The following is a 17,297-nucleotide window of genomic DNA, read 5'->3' on the forward strand; positions in this document are numbered from 1 at the left end:
GGTCAGCCCTCGATCTGGATGTTGGCCTTGCGGATCACGTCGCCGTACTTCGCGATCTCGCTGCGGATGAACTCGGCAAAGCGCTCGGGCGTGCCCGAAAGCGACGCGATGCCGCCCTTGTGGAACGCCTCGGTCACGGCCGGCGATGCCAGGGCGCGGTTCACTTCGGCGTTCACGCGTTGCACGATGGCGTCGGGCGTGCCGGCCGGGGCCAGCAGGCCGTTCCACGAATTGGACTCGATGGCCACGCCCTGTTCGGCCAGTGTGGGTATCGCGGGCGCGTACTGCGAGCGCTGCGCGGTCGCCATGCCCAGCGCCACCAGCTTGCCGGCCTGCACATGGCCGCGGAACTCGGGCCAGTTGCCGAACATGACGGTCACCTGGCCGCCGAGCAGGTCGGCCAGCGCGGGGCCCTGGCCCTTGTAGGGCACGTGCACGATGTCCAGGCCCATCTGCAGCTTGAGCATCTCGCCCGACAGATGCGCCGAGGTGCCGTTGCCGAAGGAGGCGAAGCTCAGCGTGCCGGGCTTGGCTTTGGCCTGGCTGCGCAGGTCGGCCAGCGTCTTCAGGCCGCTGCCCGGGTGCGTGGCGAGCACGTGCTCCGACATGCCCATGAGCGCGACCGGGCGCAGGTCCTTGAGCGTGTCGTAGGGCAGCTTGCGCACGAGCGTCTGGTTGGCCGTGAAGCTGTTGGCCACGCACACGAAGCTGTAGCCGTCGGGCGCCGACTTGGCGACCGCATCGACGCCGATCACCGTGCCGGCGCCGGGCTTGTTCTCGACGATCACCGGCTGGCCCAGCGCCTTGCCGAGTTCGAGGCCGACGAGGCGCGCGACGAAGTCGGTGGTGCCGCCGGGCGTGAAGGGCACGACGATGCGCACCGGCTTGGCGGGCCACGCCGTTTGCGCGCGTGCCAGTGCGGGCAGGGCCGCGACTGCGGCCGCGCCCTGCAGCAGCATGCGGCGTTGAATGCTCACGCCACGCCCCAGTGCGGAATGTGGTGCGAGCCCATCGACACCGCGATGTTCTTCGGCTCGCAGAACACTTCGTAGCTCCAGGTGCCGCCTTCGCGGCCCGTGCCCGAGGCCTTGGTGCCGCCGAAGGGCTGGCGCAGGTCACGCACGTTCTGGCTGTTGACGAAGCACATGCCGGCTTCGACCGCAGCGGCCACGCGGTGCGCCTTGCCGATGTTCTCGGTCCACACGTAGCTGCTCAGGCCGTAGGCGATGTCGTTGGCCAGTTCGATGGCGTGCGCCTCGTCCTTGAACGGGATCAGGCAGGCGACCGGGCCGAAGATCTCGTCCTGCGCGATCTTCATGCGGTTGTCGACGTCGGCGAACACGGTGGGCATCACGTAGTTGCCCTTCTTCACGCGGTCGGGCAGGTTGGACGGCGCCTCGAGGCCGCCGCACAACAGCGTCGCGCCTTCCTTCGGGCCCAGCTCGATGTAGCTGCGCACCTTGGCCAGGTGGGCCTGCGAGATCATCGGGCCGACGATGGTCTTCTCGTCGAGCGGGTCGCCCACGACGATGCGCTTCGCGCGCTCCGCGAACTTGGCGGCGAAGTCGGCGTAGATCGACTGCTGCACCAGGATGCGCGAGCCGGCCGTGCAACGCTCGCCGTTGTTGCTGAAGATCATGAACACGGCCGCATCGAGCGCGCGGTCGAGGTCGGCGTCTTCGAAGACCACGAAGGGGCTCTTGCCGCCCAGTTCCATGCTGAACTTCTTCAGGCCCGCGCTCTTCACGATGCGGTTGCCGGTGGCGGTGGAGCCGGTGAACGAAATGGCGCGCACGTCGGGGTGTGCCACCAGCGGCTCGCCGGCTTCCTTGCCGTAGCCGTGCACCAGGTTCAGCACGCCGGCCGGAATGCCGGCTTCGAGCGCCAGCTCGCCCAGGCGCGCGGCCGTGAGCGGCGAGAGCTCGCTCATCTTCAGCACGGCCGTGTTGCCGAAGGCCAGGCAGGGCGCGACCTTCCAGGTGGCGGTCATGAAGGGCACGTTCCACGGGCTGATGAGCGCGCACACGCCCACCGGATGGAACAGCGTGTAGTTCAGGTGCGTGGGCGTGGGGTAGGTGTGGCCGTCGACGCGCGTGCACATCTCGGCGAAGTAGTAGAAGTTGTCGGCCGCGCGCGGAATGAGCTGCTTGCCGGTCTGCGCGATCACCTGGCCGCAGTCGTTGGTCTCGGTCTGTGCGATCTCGGGCACGTGCTTGGCGATGAGGTCGCCGAGCTTGCGGATGAGCTTGGCGCGCTCGGGCGCGGGCAGGCCGGCCCACTTGGGGAAGGCGGCCTTGGCGGCGGCCACGGCGGCGTTCACTTCGGCCTCGCCGCCCGAGGCGACTTCGGCCAGCACTTCCTGCGTGGCGGGGTTGACGGTTTCGAAGTAGTCGGCGCCTTGGACTGGCTTGCCGTCGATGAGGTGATGGATCTGTTGCATGGGCGTGAAGGTGTTGCGGCCTTGCGGCGGTGTGTCGTCAGTCGAGCTTGATGTCGCGCGCCTTGATCAGCGCGTGCCACTTCTTGCGTTCGGTGTCCACGAAGCGGGCCATCTCGGCGGCGTCCGTGGGGCGGGCTTCCCAGCCGGCGTCGTAGAGCTTCTGCTTCACGCCGGTGTCGTTCATGCTTTTCAGCAGGTCGGCGCCCAGGCGCGCCTGGATGTCCTTGGGCGTGGCGGCCGGTGCCACCAGCCCCTGCCAGGTGTAGGCCTCGACGGCGTAGCCGAGCTCCTTGGCCGTCGGCAACTGGGGCAGCTGCGGCACGCGCTCGGACGACATGGCCAGCAGCGGGATGACCTTGCCGGCCTTCACGGCGCTGATGCCGCTGGGCAGGTCGAGCATCATCAGCGGCACCTGGTTGCCCATGAGGTCCTGCAGCGCGGGCGCGCCGCCCTTGTAGGGAATGTGCAGCAGCGACACGCCGGCTTCGCGCTGGAACAGCTCGTAGGCCAGGTGGTGCGGGCTGCCGGTGCCCGGCGTGGCGATGCTGTACTTGCCCGGCGAGGCCTTGAGCGCCGCGATGAGCGCCTTGGCGTCGCTGAAGCCCGCGCCCGGCGCGGCCGTGATGATCAGCGGCGAGCGGCCCATCATGCCGAGCAGCGCGAAGTCTTTCTCGGCGTCGTAGGGCAGCTTCTTGTAGAGCGCGGGGTTGTAGACCAGCACGCCGTTGTCGGCCGAGAACACGGTGTAGCCGTCGCCCAGCGAACGCGCCACGTTTTCCGACGCGATGATCGCGCCCGCGCCGGGACGGTTGTCGACCGTGACGGGCTGTGCGAGCTGCTGCGAGAGCTGCGCGCCGGCCGTGCGCGCGAGGTAGTCGGTGCCGCCGCCGGCCGGGTAGCCCACGACCCAGCGCACGGGCTTGGTCGGGTAGGCCGAGGCGGTCTGTGCGGTGGCGGCCGGTGCGAGCAGCAGCGTGGCAGCGCTGGCCGCCACGAAGGCGGCAGCAAGGCGGAAGGTCCGGGTTCTGGCGGTCGTCATGGCGGTGTGTCTCCGTTTTTCTGAAAGGGGTGCGGTCAGCGTGCGGCGATGGTGTTGACCAGCGCGCCGATGCCGTCGATCTCGGTCACGACCACGTCGCCCGGCTGGCAATCGACCACGCCGTCGGGCGTGCCGGTGAGGATCAGGTCTCCCGGCGACAGCGTCATGAAGCGGCTGAAGTACTCGATGAGGAAGGGCGCGTCGAAGATCATGTCGCGCGTGTTGCCCTGCTGCGTGACGGTGCCGTTCACCGTGGTGCGCAGCGCGAGCGCCATCGGGTCGGCCACGTCGGCCGCATCGACGAACCACGGCCCCAGCGGCGTGCAGGTGTCGCGGTTCTTCACGCGCAGGTTGGGGCGGTACCAGTTCTCGAGGTAGTCGCGGATCGCGTAGTCGTTGGCCACCGTGTAGCCGCCGATGAAGTCGTAGGCGTCGTCGCGCTTCACGTGCTTCGCGGTCTTGCCGACCACGATGGCGAGTTCGCACTCGTAGTGCATGAACTTCACGTCGGCCGGGCGGTGCGTGAGCTGGCGGTGACCGATGAGCGTGCTCTGGCCCTTGACGAACACCAGCGGTTCCTCGGGCGCCTTGAACTCCAGCTCTTTCGCATGGTCGGCGTAGTTGAGGCCGAGCGCGAGGATGGTGCGCGGGCGCGCCGTGGGCGCGAGCGGCGGCAGCCACACGAGCTGCTCCTGCGGCACGACGCGGCCGTCGGCCAGCCGCACGGCGGCGTCGGCCTGGCCGTTGAATTCGTGCGCGGTGCCGGTGTGCTCGCGGCCTTCGAAGATGACGCGTGCGTGCTTCATGCCGTTGCTTCCTTCACCAGCGTGTTGCTCAGGGTCTCGAACCCCGACGCGGAAATGTCGATGCGGTCGCCCGCGCGGGCCAGCGGACGCCCCAGGTCGCAGCCGAGCATCAGCACGTCGCCATGCGCCAGCGTCATGAACTCGCCCACGTCGGCCAGCAGCTGCGGCGCGGGGCGCACGAGTTGCGAGAAGTCGATCGATTGCTTCAGTTCGCCGTTGATGCGCACCTCGACGCGGAACTGCACCGGGTCGGCCACCTCCTGCGCGTCGCGCAGCGCCGGGCCGATGCCCAGGAAGCCGTCGACGCACTTGAACTTCACCGGCGGGCGGAAAAAGCTCGCATGCGGGATCGACAGGTCGTTCAGCAGCACGAAGCCTTCGACGTCGCCCTCGGCGCCGATCACCATGCCGATGCTGGCACCGACTTCCACGTCGGTCACCGCGGCGGGCACAGTGATTGCGCTGCCGTGCGGGCTCCAGGTGTTGGCCGTCTTCACGTAGAGCACGGGCGCCTTCGGCGGTGCCTTGTAGGGCGCCTCGGTCATCTGCGGCGCGAGCGCCGCGGCCTCGGCGCGGAAGTTCAGCAGCGTGCCGTACACGGTGCCGGTGGGGAGAAAGGAAGTGGTCATGGTTCGGGTTGCTCCAGCGCGATCAGTTCGTCCAGCAGGCCGTAGAGCTGCGTCAGCTTGGCCTTGCCCAGCGACTGTTCCATCCAGTCGTAGTGCGCCTCGATGCTGGTGCCCAGGCGCTTCACGAGCTTCATGCCGTGCGGCGTGGCCTCGACCACGGTGCGGCGCTGGTCGGCCGGGTCGCGGGCGCGGGTGATGAGGTTGTCGCGCTCCATGCGCGCCAGCACGCCCGTGAGGCTGGGGCCGAGGATGAAGGCCTCGCGCGCGACGCGGCCGGTGTCGACCGCGCCGTGCTCGCCGAGCACGCGCAGCACGCGCCATTGCTGGTCGGACAGCGCGTGCTCGCGCAGGCTGGGCCGCGTGTGGGCCATCACGGCTTCGCGGGCCTGCAGCAGCAGGCGCGGCAAATTGCGGTGCGTGAAGGTGGTGCTCAAAAGCTGTGCCTCTCAGAATTATTTAACATGTTAAATGAATGCCGAGAAAACACGCCTGCGGGATAACCCTTGCGGGCTTGTTGGCGCTCAGTCGATCGTCGTGCCCGAGGCCCGGATCACCCGGCCCCAGCGTTCGGTTTCGCTGCGGATGTAGGCGGCCAGCTGTTCCGGCGCGCCCGCGCCGTGCGCCCCCGGCGCGGCCGGCTCGAAGCCTTCGTTCTCGAGCTTCTGGCGCAGCGCGGGCTGCGCGACGAGGCGGGCGATCTCCTGGCTGCAGCGGTCGATGAAGGCCTTGGGCGTGCCCGCGGGCGCGACCACGCTCTGCCACGCCACCGCCTCGAAATCGGCGGTGCCCGCCACGCCCGATTCGGCCACGGTCGGCACGGCGGGGAAGGTCGGCTGGCGCTTGCGCGAGGTCACGGCCAGCGCGCGCAGCTTGCCGCTTCGCACGTGCTGCAGGGCCGGTGCGATGTCGGTGAACATGAGCTGCAGCTGGCCGCCGAGCAGGTCGGTCAGCGCGAGCGCGCTGCCCTTGTAGGGCACGTGCACCATGTTCGCCGCGGTCGCGACCTTGAACATCTCCGCGCCCAGGTGCTGCGGGCTGCCGTTGCCGGCGGAGCCGTAGCTCAGCGCGTCGGGCCGCGACTTCGCGAGCGCAACCAGCTCGGCCAGCGTGGTCGCCGGCACCGACGGGTGCACCACCACCATCAGCGGCACTGCGCCGATGAGGCCGACGGGCGCGAAGTCTTTCGTGGGGTCGTACGAGAGCTTCTTGTAGAGCCACGGGTTGATGGCGAGCGTGGTGCTGGTCGCGACCAGCAGCGTCGTGCCGTCGGGCGCGGCGCGTGCCACCTGCGAGGCGCCGATGGCGGTGCCGGCGCCCGGCCGGTTGTCGACGATCACGGTGCGGCCCAGCGCGGAGCCCAGCTGCTGCGCGATGAGCCGGCCGAGCATGTCGGTCGTGCCGCCGGGCGCGTAGGGCACGACGATGGTGATGGGCTTCTCGCCTTGTGCCCGCACAAGGGCGGGACCTGCGGCGCAGGCGGCGGCGGACAGTGCGCCCAGATGGCGCAAGGCATGGCGACGGTTCATTGGCTTGTCTCTCTTTCTTTTCCGGGTGTCGGTGCGGCCACTGCAGTGGCGCCGCGCAGCAGGTCGACCAGCGCGAGTGCGTCGGCCGGCACGGCATGTCCGCGCCAGGCCACGTGCTGGTCGGGGCGCGAGATGACGAGCGGCCGGTCGTACACGGCGGTGGCGGCCGAGGCGCGGACGTCCAGCGTGCGCAGCGGCAGGCCGCGCGCCGCGGCGGCGGCTTCGAGCGGCGCGACATCGATCGCGGGGTCGAAGCGCAGCAGCGTGTAGCCCTCGCCGGGCACAGCCATCGCGTCGTACAGCGAGCGGCCGTCCTCCAGCCACAGGTGCGGCGTGCGGCAGCCCGGCACCGTCGAGGGCGTGAACTCGTACATCGTGTAGGCGGGCGCGGCCTCGCCGTCGTAGGCGATGAGCGGCGAGCCGTCGTAGAAGTAGCCGAAGTTGAGGCCGCCGCAGCAGTACTGCTGCACGTTCAGGTCGTACAGCGCCTGGCCGCGTGCGGCGCGCAGTGCGTCGCCTTCGGGCCCGAGCGCCTCGATGTCGTCGGGCACGCCTTCGCGCTGGCGCTGGAGCGCGAGCGCGTGGTTCATCGCGAACCGCGACACCTGCTCGGTGATCGGCTGGCGCTCGGCCTCGTGCGCCGCGAGCGCGCCCTCGGCCAGCCAGCCGTGCAGCCGGCCCGCGAGCAGCCACGAGAGGTTCATGGCATCGGCGATGCCGGCGTTCATGCCGTAGCCCGCCATCGGAATCCACAGGTGCGCCGCGTCGCCGCAGATGAACACGCGGCGGTCGCGGAAGCGGTCGGCCACGAGCCGGCGGCCGACCCAGTCTTCGTTGGAGATCACCTCGTACTCGAAGTCCTCGCCCACACCCAGGATCTGGCGGATCGCCCAGTCGCGGTCGATCGAGTCGAAGTCGGTCTCCTCGGGCAGCAGGTAGTTGTGCAGCAGCCAGGTCTCGCGCCCGTCGATGGCGTACACGTTGCCGCAGCGCCGCGGGTTCAGCGCGAAGGTGGCCCAGGCCGGCGGGTGTTTCAGCAGGCCCAGCAGCGCGGGCGCACGAAAGTACGTCGACTGCACGCGGCCCACCACGTCGGTGCCGTGCAGGCTGGCGCCGATCTTCTTGCGCACCGTCGAGCGGCTGCCGTCGCAACCGACGAGGTACTGGCAGCGGATGCGCACCGCGCGGCCGTCGTCCAGGTCCACGCCCGTGGCCCACACGCCCTCGTCGTCCTGCTCGAAGTCGTCGATGCGCGTGCGGTTGCGGATGCGCAGGCCGGGCGTGCCCTCGGCATGCGCGAACAGCACCGGCTCCAGGAAGATCTGGTTGATGCGGTGCGGCGGCTCGGCCGTGGGCCACCAGGTGTCGGGGCCGCCGGTGGCGGTGTAGCGCTCGCGGCGCGCGGGGATCGGAATGCGCGACAGCTCCATGCCCGTCACGGCCGTGCGGTAGGCCACGTCGTTCGGGTAGTCGGCCGGCAGGCCCGCGTCGCGCAGCGCCTGCGCCACGCCCAGGCGGCGGAACACCTCCATCGAGCGCGCCGCCACGTGGTTGCACTTCACGTTGGGCGGCTCGCCGCGGTGGCGGATCTCGGTCATCAGCACGTCGATGCCGCGTTGCGCCAGGTCGATGGCCAGCGTCAGCCCCACGGGGCCGGCGCCGGCGATCAGCACCTGGGCTTGCAGTTGCTCGGTCATGGCTCGCTTGTCTCCAGATTCTTGTGAGGCGCCATTACAGTGCCGAACCGGCTCGCGGAAAAAGTGAAACTTTCATGGCCATTCATAAAAAACCACTATCAATGCGCGGTGTGCCCTCTGTGCGGCAGCTGCGCGCGTTCGCGGCCGTGTACCACAGCGGCCAGCTGTCGAGTGCGGCGGCTGCGTTGTCGCTGACGCAGCCGGCCGTCAGCGTGCTGCTGCGCGAGCTCGAAGCGCGGCTCGGCGTGCGCCTGTTCGACCGCACCACGCGTTCGCTGCAACGCACCGAGGCCGCGAACGAGGCCATCGCCTATGCCGAGCGCGTGCTGGCCGAACTCGATGCGCTGGGCACCGGCATGGCCGAGCTGGCGGCGGGCCGGCGCGGGCGCGTGCGCATCGCGGCCACGTCCACCATCGCGCAGACGCTGATGCCCAAGGCCTTGCGCCGCTACCTCGACCTGCATCCCGACGTGAAGGTCGCCATCGAAGACTGCGCGCCCGGGCAGTTCGTGGAGAAGGTGCTCGGCGAGCAGGTCGACTTCGGCGTGGGCACGTTGCAGGCGCGCACGCCGGGGCTGGACCAGCGCGTGTTCGTGCACGACCACCTCGCGGTGATTGCCGACCGCGACCTGCGCCTGCCCGGCACCGACCGCATCACCTGGCGGCAGATCGCGGGCCATCCGCTGATCACGGTCAAGCCGGGGTACGGCGTGCGCAGCAGCATCGACATTGCCGCGGCAACCGCCGGCGTGCGGCTGGACATCGCCTACGAGGTGACGCTGTTGACCACGGCGCTCGCGATGGCGGCCAGCGGGCTCGGCCCGGCGCTGCTGCCGGCGTCGATCCTCGCGCATGCCGACCACACGCGGCTGGTCGCGCGGCGGCTCATGCGCCCGACGGTGGCGCGCAACATCGCGGTCGTGACGCGGCAGGGCCGATCGCTCTCGCCGGCCGCGGCGGCGTTCGCGGACCTGCTGGTGCGCGAATTCGCCATCGCCTGAACCGCGCCCCCTAAACTCGCTGCATGGCCAAGGACAAAACAACTTTCGTCTGCAGCGAATGCGGCGGCACCAGCCCCAAGTGGCTCGGCAAATGCCCGAGCTGCGGTGCATGGAACACACTCATCGAACAGGTCGCCGGCGCGGCCAACGGACCGGCCAACAACCGCTTCGGCACGCAGTTCGCGTCGCTCGCGGGCGCCTCCGAACTCGCCACGCTCTCGGAAATCGAAGCCACCGATGTCGCGCGCACGCCCACCGGGCTCGACGAGCTCGACCGCGTGCTCGGCGGCGGCATCGTGTCGGGCGGCGTCACGCTGATCGGCGGCGACCCGGGCATCGGCAAGTCGACGCTGCTGCTGCAGGCGGTCGATGCGCTGCAGCGCGCGGGGCAGAACGCGCTGTACGTCACCGGCGAGGAAAGCGGCTCGCAGGTGGCGCTGCGCTCCAAGCGGCTCGGGCTCGACCACTCGCAGGTGCAGGTGCTGGCCGAGATCCAGCTGGAAAAAATCATCGCCACGCTCGACGCCACGCGCCCGGCCATCGCGGTGATCGACTCCATCCAGACCGTGTACTCCGACCAGCTCACCTCCGCGCCCGGCTCGGTGGCGCAGGTGCGCGAATGCGCGGCGCACCTCACGCGCTTCGCCAAGACCAGCGGCACGGCCGTGGTGCTGGTGGGCCACGTCACGAAAGAAGGTGCGCTGGCCGGCCCGCGCGTGCTCGAGCACATGGTCGACACGGTGCTGTACTTCGAAGGCGACACGCACTCGAGTTTTCGCCTCGTGCGCGCGATCAAGAACCGCTTCGGCGCGGTGAACGAGATCGGCGTGTTCGCCATGACCGAGCGCGGCCTGAAGGGCGTGACCAACCCGAGCGCGATCTTCCTGAGCCAGCATGCCGAGCCGGTGCCCGGCAGCGTGGTGCTGGTCACGCTCGAAGGCACGCGGCCGATGCTGGTCGAAATCCAGGCGCTGGTCGACAACGGCGGGCCGAGCCCGCGCCGGCTGTCGGTGGGCCTGGACCGCGACCGCCTCGCGATGCTGCTGGCCGTGCTGCACCGCCACGCGGGCGTGGCCTGCATGGACCAGGACGTGTTCGTCAACGCGGTGGGCGGCGTGCGCATCAGCGAACCCGCGGCCGACCTGGCCGTGATGCTGGCCATCACCTCGAGTCTGCGCGGCAAGCCGCTGCCCAAGGGCTTCATCGCCTTTGGCGAAGTGGGCCTGGCCGGCGAGGTGCGGCCCGCGCCGCGCGGCCAGGAGCGCCTGCGCGAAGCCGCCAAGCTGGGCTTCAGCGTGGCCGTGGTGCCCAAGGCCAACGCGCCGCGCAAGGGCACGAAGGAGATCGAGGGCCTGACCATCCACCCGGTCGACCGCATCGAAGAAGCGATGGACGTGGTGCGACGGCTCGACTGACGCGCACCCGCACGACAACACCCCCACCAGGAGACCCCCCATGCAACTCATCGTCTCCGCCGGGCTGATCGCCGTGGTCGTGCTGTGGGGGCTGGTGTCTCCCGCGTCGCTCGACCGCGTGTTCAGCACCGCGCTCGCCGACATCACGCGCAACTTCGGCTGGTTCTACCTGTGGGTGGTGCTCGGGCTGGTGGTGCTGGCCTTCTTCCTGGCCTTCAGCCGCTTCGGTGACCTGAAGCTGGGCGACGAGGACGACGAGCCCGAGTTCTCCATCGGCGCCTGGTTCGCGATGCTGTTCGCGGCCGGCATGGGCATCGGCCTGGTGTTCTGGGGCGTGGCCGAGCCGATCTCGCACTACGCGAACCCGCCGCCCGGCGTGATCCCCGGTACGCCCGATGCGGCCGGCGTGGCCATGCGCTACGCCTTCTTCCACTGGGGGCTGCACCCCTGGGCGATCTACGGCATCGTCGGCCTGTCGATCGCCTTCTTCAGCTTCCGCCGCAAGGCGCTGCCGCTGGTCAGCTCGGCTACCGAGGCGCTGCCGTGGCGCTTCGTGCAGCGGCTGTCGCCGGCCTTCAACGTGCTGGCCGTGGTGGCCACGGCCTTCGGTGTCGCGGCCTCACTGGGCATGGGCGCCACGCAGATCAACAGCGGGCTGCACGCGGCCTTCGGCACGGACATCGGCCGCTGGACGCAGGCGGTGATCATCGTGGTGACGACGGTGCTGTTCATCACCTCGGCGGTCACGGGCGTCGAGCGCGGCGTGAAGTGGCTGTCGATGGGCAACCTGGTGCTGGCCGCGCTGCTGGCGCTCACGGTGCTGGTGGTGGGGCCGACCATTGCCATCGTCGAGACCTTCACCAACACGCTGGGTTCGTACCTTGCCGAGTTCGTGCGCATGAGCCTGCGCATGAACCCGTTCCGCAACAGCTCGTGGGTGGCCGACTGGACGCTCTTCTACTGGGCCTGGTGGCTGGCGTGGTCGCCGTTCGTGGGCCTGTTCATTGCGCGCGTGTCGCGCGGCCGCACGATCCGCCAGTTCATCCTGGGCACGGTGATCGCACCCACGCTGGTGGGCTTCGCGTGGTTCTCGGTGTTCGGCGGCGCGGCGCTCAACTTCGAGATCTTCCAGGGCGTGCCGCTGGTCGAGTCGGTGAAGGCCGACGTGTCGACCACCATGTTCGTGATGTTCCAGGCCATGCCCATGGGCGGGCTGCTGTCGATTGTGGCGACGCTGCTGGTGTTCGTGTTCTTCGTGACCTCGGGCGATTCCGCGACGCTGGTGCTGGGCATCATGAGCACGAAGGGCAATCCGAACCCGCCTGCCCGCGTCAAGATCACCTGGGGCGTGCTGGTGGCGGCCATTGCGCTGAGCCTGCTGTTCGCGGGCGGCATCAAGGCGATACAGACGGCGACCATCGTGTTCGCGCTGCCCTTTGCGTTCGTGATCCTGCTGATGGCGCTGTCGGTCACGCTGGCCATCCGCGACGACTGGAACGCCGAGCAGAAACGCGAACGCGAGCTGCGACGCAAGATGCGGCAGCTCGTGAACTGGTAGGACGGACAAAAAAACGCCCGGCGCGCGGTGGACACGCGCCGGGCCTACCCTCCCTACCTTCCCTGGCCTCCCTGGCCTTCTCTGATTCTTTGCTTAGCTTCCGATGTGCATCGTGAACGCCGGCCCGTTGTTGAGCACGCACTGGCCGCTGCCCAAGGTGGCGGAGTTCATCGTGTACTGGCAACTCAGGTTGCCGCCGCGACTGCCGGTGGCGTTCGCCACGCCGGTGGTGCGCGAGCCGGCCACGCGGGTCGCCTCTCCCTGAAACTGTTCGGCACCGATCTGTGCACTGAAGTGGCCGCGGCCGTTCATGTCGTTGGTCACCGTGCCCCCGACGGCGCCGTAGCGCGCAGCTTCGGCGTTCGACGGATACAGCCGCGCGCTGAAGGTCTGTGACACCGGCCCCGGTGCCACGGCGTAGCTTTGCTGCGACGGCGCGACGGGAGCGGGTTGACCGAGCGGCACCACGTAGCAACCGCTGAGGACGGTGCCCGCGAGTGCGGCGGCAAGGGTGAGTCGAACGAAGGTGACGGAACGCGGGATGTTCATGCGTTTCTCGGTGGCCCGGGCAGATGCCCGTGCGGCGAAATGTGCCCGCACCCGCCCCGGCACCGTGTGCCTTTCGCCGGGAGTACCGCTTTCTGCGCCCGGCGGTAGCCACGGCGGCTACTGCGGCGGGGTCGGGGCCGCACAATCGCGGGCCGTTTCCCGCTGCCGCCGAATGAAATCCACCGCACCGCCCATTGCCGCCGTCATGGTCCACGTCACCGATGTGAACGCCGCACTGCACTGGTACGCCGACGCCTTCCCCGATGCGGTGCCGATGTCGATCGGCTCGCCGGCCTTCGAGTGCCTGTCGGTCCACGGCGTGCTGCTGGAGCTCGTGCAGGCCGACGCGAAGGTCGGCGCCGGTGCCTTCGGCTCGGTCGTGTACTGGAACGTGGCCGACTTCGATGCGGCGCTGGCCCACTTCGAGGCCTGCGGCGCGCCGCTGTACCGCGGCCCCTTGCGGCTCGAGGGCGACGAACACATGGCGCAGGTGCGTGACCCTTGGGGCAACTGCATCGGCCTGCGGGGGCCTTCCACCGGGCGGCGACAATGCGCCCCATGAATTTCCAGAAATTGCTGGTGCCCGTGGGGGCCGTCGTGCTCCTCGGCCTGTCGTGGCACCAATACGGATGGGGCGGCGTGGCGTTTGCCGGCGGCGCCATCGTGATGTTCCTGCTGATGCACTTCAACCGCACGATGCAGGTGCTCAAGCGGGCCGCCGACCGGCCCATCGGCACGGTGGCGAGCTCGGTGATGCTGAATGCCAAGCTCAAGCCCGGCGTGACGCTGATGCACGTCATCGCGATGACGCGCGCGCTCGGCGAGCAGCGCTCGCCCGAGAACGAGCAGCCCGAGCTGTACCGCTGGACCGATGCCGGCGGCTCCTACGTCGATGCCGTGTTCAACGGCGGCAAGCTGCAGAGCTGGACGCTCACGCGGCCCGAGACGCCGGCCGACGAAGAAACGCCCGCGGCCTGAAGGCGGCGCGGGCGCTTCGCCTTAGCCTTACTTAGAACGGCGCGTCTTCTTCTTCGGGCGTGTCGGCCTGAGCCGCAGGTGCGGTGGCCGCAGCCTTCGGCGCTTCATCCGGCGGTGCCGCCGAGAACGCCGCCTCGCCGCCCAGCGCGTCGAGCAGCGCCGGCACCAGCTGGCCGAGTTCGCCGGTGGCAATGGCCACGTCGGCGTCGAAGTTGTCTTCCTTCTTGCCACCCGCCGCGCCGTCGCCCGTGCCTTCGAGGAAGGTGATCTTGCGGATCAGCAGGCCGTGCGTGAGCTCGAAGGACACGCGGTCGTCCCAGGTGAGCGCCAGGCGCGTCGGGCGCTTGCCGTCGGTGATGTGCTGCTTGACCTCGTCGATGTCCAGTGCGTGCTTGGCGTAGCGCACCACGGCCTTCGAGTCGTCGGAGGCCTTGAGCTCGCACTCGCGGTCGATGCTGAAGCCGGCCGGCGGCTCTTGCGTCAACAGCCAGTTGGCCATGGCGGCGGCGGGCTCGATCTGCGTGTTGATCAGCGCGACGGCAAAGCCGTCGAGCGACTTCACGAGGCTGGTGACCACTTCGTCGGCGCGCGCCGCGTTGCCGCAGTTGATCACGAGGCGGTTCTCGGCCTTGTCGATCCACACCGTCACGCGCGCGCTGCGCGTGAAGGCCATGGGCAGCAGCTCCAGGGTGATGTCTTCCTTGAGCTCCTTCTTTTCCTTCTTGCCGGGCTTGCGGCCGGTGGTGGTCTCGATGTGGGCGCAGCGCTCGTCCAGCTTGCGGCGCACCACGGAGCCGGGGACCTGCTTGCTCTCGATCATGTACTCGACCAGCCACTGGCCGTCGATGGACTCCACCAGCGGGCCGTTGGCCTCGCCGCGCGGCTCGACCCAGCCGGCGGACTTTTCCTGCGAGGGGCCGCAAGGCACGAAGCGTTGCTTGGCCAGCCCTTCTTCTGCCTCGGTCAGTGATTGGGACCAGGCAGGTTCGATGCGATAGACGATGACGTTCTTGAATACGGACACGGGAACCCTTTTTCCACTGGTTGGCACAACCGGCCATTGTCGGGCACCCGGTTCCGGGCTCGGCCGTAAAATCGAAAGCTTTTGCGACTTCCCAGTGGGTCGCACCCCCACACCGCTCCCAAAGGAATCAGGAAATGAGCTCGATCCCCCCCTCGCTGGACGACCGTGACGGCAAGATCTGGATGGACGGCGAACTCGTGGACTGGCGCGACGCCAAGATCCACGTGCTGAGCCACACGCTGCACTACGGCTGCGGCGCCTTCGAGGGCGTGCGCGCCTACAAGACGGCCGACGGCGCCACCGCCATCTTCCGCCTGGCCGAGCACACCGAGCGCCTGTTCAACAGCGCCAAGATCCTGCGCATGAAGATCCCGTTCTCGCAGGAACAGCTGAACGAAGCCCAGAAGCAGGTCGTGCGCGAGAACAAGCTCGAAAGCTGCTACCTGCGCCCCCTCATCTGGATCGGCTCCGAGAAGCTGGGCGTGAGCCCCAAGGGCAACAAGATCCACGCCATGGTCGCGGCCTGGTCCTGGGGCGCCTACCTCGGCGAAGAGGGCATGCGCCGCGGCATCCGCGTGAAGACCTCCAGCTACACCCGCCACCACGTCAACATCACGATGACGCAGGCCAAGACGGTGAGCAACTACACCAACTCGATCCTCGCCAACATGGAAGCGCTGGACGACGGCTACGACGAAGCGCTGCTGCTCGACGCGAGCGGCTTCGTGTCCGAAGGCGCGGGCGAGAACGTGTTCGTGGTCAAGGGCGGCGTGGTCTACACGCCCGACCTGTCGGCCGGCGCCCTGAACGGCATCACGCGCAACACCATCCTGCACATCTGCAAGGACCTCGGTATCGAGCTGGTGCAAAAGCGCATCACGCGCGACGAGGTGTACGTGGCCGACGAAGCCTTCTTCACCGGCACGGCCGCTGAAGTGACGCCCATCCGCGAACTCGACCGCATCGAGATCGGCAACCGTGGCGACGGCGGCGCGCGCGGCCCGGTCACCGAGAAGATCCAGTCGGCCTTCTTCGACATCGTGAACGGCAAGAACCCCAAGTACGCCCACTGGCTCACGAAGGTCTGAGGAACAACATGTCCACCAATGCAATCGTCGAACTCCTCGCGAAGGAGCTCAACCACCAGGGCGGCGTGTTCTGCCCCAGCCCCAAGGCCGACATGAAGCTCTGGAACAGCCACCCGAAGGTCTACCTCGACGTGGCGCGCACCGGCGAAGCCAAGTGCCCGTACTGCGGCACGGTGTACCGCCTGAAGGCGGGCGAGACCGTGTCCAGCCGCCACTGAGCGGCCAGGCGGAAAGAAAAAAACCGGCCCTCGCGGCCGGTTTTTTCGTTTCAGCTTGGCCGGGCCCTCGGCCACAGGCCGCGCCACGGATCGGGGTCCTGCGATTCCTGCGCCAGCCGCAGATAAACCATCGCGATCCACAGCACGGCCAGCCCGATCTGCGCGTCGCGCATCGCCGAATTCACGCTCGAAGCGATGAGCGCGATGAGCGTCGCGGCCAGCGCGTAGCGGCCGGCGATGTCGGGCCGGCGCCAGGCCTGCCAGACGGCGACCAGCATGATCGCCAGCAGGCTCAGGATGCCCGGGATACCGCTTTGCGCGCCCACCCAGAGGAAGTCGTTGTGCGGCATGTTGGAGTCGGCGAACAGCGCCGGGCCGCGCTTGTGCCACTGGTCGGTCCAGCCGCCGATGCCCCAGCCCGCGACGGGCTGGTCGGCGATCATGGCGCCGGTGTCGCGGTACATGTAGTAGCGGATGATCCAGCTGCCGTGGAACACGGCGCCGGTCTGCGCCTTCTCGAGCTCCTCGATGCCGGTCTCGACCTTCTGCTGCAGCTGCGGCAGCTGGTACAGGCTCGCGCCGATCACCACCGCGCCCAGGATCAGCGCCGCCGACAGCGCCTTCAGGTGGTTCTTCCACTGGTGCAGGCAGACCACCGGAATCACCAGCAGCAGCGCGAGCACCGAGGTGCGCGACGTGAGCGGCAGCGCGACGACGGCGCCCAGCCCGAGCACGAGCGCGAAGGCTGCCAGTGCGCGCAGGGGCCGGTGCCCCGTGATCTGCGACAGCCCGTAGACCGCGGCGCTGGCCGCGACGATGCTGAACAGCAGCGCGTTGCTGATCGACTTGTTGCCCACTTCCATCACCACGCCGCGCAGCGCGCCCGGCACCGGAAAGCCCAGCGTGTAGTGCAGCACGATGAGCGCGATGTTGAGCGCCGCGATCAGGAGGAAGCCGCGCAGCGCCCACAGCGCCTCTTCGCGCGTGAGCGCCATCGCCATCAGGAAGGTGAAGGCGATGCGCAGCCCGTGGAACAGGTTGGAGGGGGTCTCGGGGTAGTGCGGCCGCACGGCCAGCACGATGAAGGTCCACGCCACGTAGGCGACCACCGGCCACCACAGCGGGTTGGCGCGCAGCCGCGCATAGCGTTCGCGCAAGCCGCCGCCCACCAGCAGGGCAAGCAGCAGCACGATGGCCGACAGGTAGGTGACGCCGACCGGCATGAACACCACCAGCCCCCAGAACATGGCCGCGGGCCGAACGATGTGCGATCTCTGCATAGGGCCGGGATTTTAGGTGCGGCCCCTCGGCCGAACCTGACTTGCCCCT

At 69.0% G+C, this 17,297-nt stretch carries 18 protein-coding genes; 7 read left to right on the forward strand and 11 right to left on the reverse strand.

Features of this window, described 5'->3' with window-relative positions; all coding sequences use genetic code 11:
* Positions 1 to 2: 2 nt before the first annotated feature.
* The 8 genes from AC1RAD_RS00540 to AC1RAD_RS00575 all read right to left on the reverse strand — a co-directional run bounded on the left by AC1RAD_RS00540 (position 3) and on the right by AC1RAD_RS00575 (position 8,137).
* Positions 3 to 971: a tripartite tricarboxylate transporter substrate binding protein gene (locus tag AC1RAD_RS00540; RefSeq protein WP_492734533.1), complete on the reverse strand. Its 969-nt coding sequence runs from the start codon at positions 969 to 971 to the stop codon at positions 3 to 5.
* 2 nt (positions 972 to 973) lie between these two features.
* On the reverse strand, positions 974 to 2,440 hold the full coding sequence (hpaE, locus tag AC1RAD_RS00545) for a 5-carboxymethyl-2-hydroxymuconate semialdehyde dehydrogenase (RefSeq protein ID WP_492733349.1): 1,467 nt from the start codon (positions 2,438 to 2,440) through the stop codon (positions 974 to 976).
* 37 nt (positions 2,441 to 2,477) lie between these two features.
* Positions 2,478 to 3,479 (reverse strand): Bug family tripartite tricarboxylate transporter substrate binding protein, encoded by a 1,002-nt coding sequence (locus tag AC1RAD_RS00550; RefSeq protein ID WP_492733350.1) that lies wholly within the window; start codon positions 3,477 to 3,479, stop codon positions 2,478 to 2,480.
* 35 nt (positions 3,480 to 3,514) lie between these two features.
* Positions 3,515 to 4,285, reverse strand: a complete 771-nt coding sequence (locus AC1RAD_RS00555) for a fumarylacetoacetate hydrolase family protein (protein ID WP_070063508.1) — start codon at positions 4,283 to 4,285, stop codon at positions 3,515 to 3,517.
* Positions 4,282 to 4,914 carry a fumarylacetoacetate hydrolase family protein gene (locus tag AC1RAD_RS00560; RefSeq protein ID WP_492733352.1) on the reverse strand — a complete coding sequence of 211 codons (633 nt, stop codon included), beginning with the start codon at positions 4,912 to 4,914 and terminating at the stop codon, positions 4,282 to 4,284. The genes AC1RAD_RS00555 and AC1RAD_RS00560 overlap by 4 nt, the downstream gene beginning before the upstream one ends.
* On the reverse strand, positions 4,911 to 5,348 hold the full coding sequence (gene hpaR / locus AC1RAD_RS00565; RefSeq protein ID WP_056583837.1) for a homoprotocatechuate degradation operon regulator HpaR: 438 nt from the start codon (positions 5,346 to 5,348) through the stop codon (positions 4,911 to 4,913). The genes AC1RAD_RS00560 and hpaR overlap by 4 nt, the downstream gene beginning before the upstream one ends.
* Positions 5,349 to 5,435: 87 nt before the next feature.
* A complete protein-coding gene (locus tag AC1RAD_RS00570; protein ID WP_492733354.1) occupies positions 5,436 to 6,440 on the reverse strand; it encodes a tripartite tricarboxylate transporter substrate binding protein in 1,005 nt (334 codons plus the stop codon).
* Complete coding sequence (locus tag AC1RAD_RS00575) at positions 6,437 to 8,137, reverse strand: FAD-dependent oxidoreductase (RefSeq protein WP_492733356.1); 1,701 nt, start codon at positions 8,135 to 8,137, stop codon at positions 6,437 to 6,439. Before AC1RAD_RS00575 ends, AC1RAD_RS00570 begins: the two co-directional genes overlap by 4 nt.
* Positions 8,138 to 8,238: 101 nt before the next feature.
* Here AC1RAD_RS00575 and AC1RAD_RS00580 point away from each other — a divergent pair, with 101 nt between their 5' ends.
* The 3 genes from AC1RAD_RS00580 to AC1RAD_RS00590 are packed head-to-tail and all read left to right on the forward strand — an operon-like array spanning position 8,239 to position 12,111.
* Positions 8,239 to 9,138 carry a LysR family transcriptional regulator gene (locus AC1RAD_RS00580; RefSeq protein WP_492734534.1) on the forward strand — a complete coding sequence of 300 codons (900 nt, stop codon included), beginning with the start codon at positions 8,239 to 8,241 and terminating at the stop codon, positions 9,136 to 9,138.
* 23 nt (positions 9,139 to 9,161) lie between these two features.
* Positions 9,162 to 10,553 carry a DNA repair protein RadA gene (radA, locus tag AC1RAD_RS00585; protein WP_070063503.1) on the forward strand — a complete coding sequence of 464 codons (1,392 nt, stop codon included), beginning with the start codon at positions 9,162 to 9,164 and terminating at the stop codon, positions 10,551 to 10,553.
* A gap of 40 nt (positions 10,554 to 10,593) precedes the next feature.
* Entirely contained in the window at positions 10,594 to 12,111 is a 1,518-nt protein-coding gene (locus AC1RAD_RS00590; RefSeq protein ID WP_492700167.1) for a BCCT family transporter, read from the forward strand.
* A 93-nt stretch (positions 12,112 to 12,204) separates the two neighbouring features.
* Here the strand turns inward: AC1RAD_RS00590 and AC1RAD_RS00595 are convergent, their stop codons facing one another.
* Positions 12,205 to 12,660: a hypothetical protein gene (locus tag AC1RAD_RS00595; protein WP_095743210.1), complete on the reverse strand. Its 456-nt coding sequence runs from the start codon at positions 12,658 to 12,660 to the stop codon at positions 12,205 to 12,207.
* Between the two features lie 172 nt (positions 12,661 to 12,832).
* Here AC1RAD_RS00595 and AC1RAD_RS00600 point away from each other — a divergent pair, with 172 nt between their 5' ends.
* Both AC1RAD_RS00600 and AC1RAD_RS00605 read left to right on the forward strand, forming a co-directional pair.
* The gene (locus AC1RAD_RS00600) at positions 12,833 to 13,222 is read left to right on the forward strand and encodes a VOC family protein (RefSeq protein WP_492733358.1); all 390 of its coding nucleotides are present in this window, start codon (positions 12,833 to 12,835) and stop codon (positions 13,220 to 13,222) included.
* Positions 13,210 to 13,638, forward strand: coding sequence for a hypothetical protein (locus tag AC1RAD_RS00605; protein WP_062476811.1), 429 nt, complete (start codon positions 13,210 to 13,212; stop codon positions 13,636 to 13,638). The genes AC1RAD_RS00600 and AC1RAD_RS00605 overlap by 13 nt, the downstream gene beginning before the upstream one ends.
* Positions 13,639 to 13,669: 31 nt before the next feature.
* Here AC1RAD_RS00605 and AC1RAD_RS00610 read toward each other — a convergent pair whose 3' ends face one another.
* Positions 13,670 to 14,662, reverse strand: a complete 993-nt coding sequence (locus AC1RAD_RS00610) for a recombination-associated protein RdgC (RefSeq protein ID WP_095949800.1) — start codon at positions 14,660 to 14,662, stop codon at positions 13,670 to 13,672.
* A 134-nt stretch (positions 14,663 to 14,796) separates the two neighbouring features.
* Here AC1RAD_RS00610 and AC1RAD_RS00615 point away from each other — a divergent pair, with 134 nt between their 5' ends.
* Both AC1RAD_RS00615 and AC1RAD_RS00620 read left to right on the forward strand, forming a co-directional pair.
* Positions 14,797 to 15,750 (forward strand): branched-chain amino acid transaminase, encoded by a 954-nt coding sequence (locus AC1RAD_RS00615; protein WP_095949799.1) that lies wholly within the window; start codon positions 14,797 to 14,799, stop codon positions 15,748 to 15,750.
* An 8-nt stretch (positions 15,751 to 15,758) separates the two neighbouring features.
* Positions 15,759 to 15,968, forward strand: a complete 210-nt coding sequence (locus AC1RAD_RS00620; protein WP_492733360.1) for a zinc-finger domain-containing protein — start codon at positions 15,759 to 15,761, stop codon at positions 15,966 to 15,968.
* 50 nt (positions 15,969 to 16,018) lie between these two features.
* Here the strand turns inward: AC1RAD_RS00620 and AC1RAD_RS00625 are convergent, their stop codons facing one another.
* Positions 16,019 to 17,248, reverse strand: coding sequence for an O-antigen ligase family protein (locus AC1RAD_RS00625; RefSeq protein ID WP_492733362.1), 1,230 nt, complete (start codon positions 17,246 to 17,248; stop codon positions 16,019 to 16,021).
* Positions 17,249 to 17,297 lie beyond the last annotated feature (49 nt).

Source organism: Variovorax sp. GW823-FHT04B03, assembly GCF_058796495.1.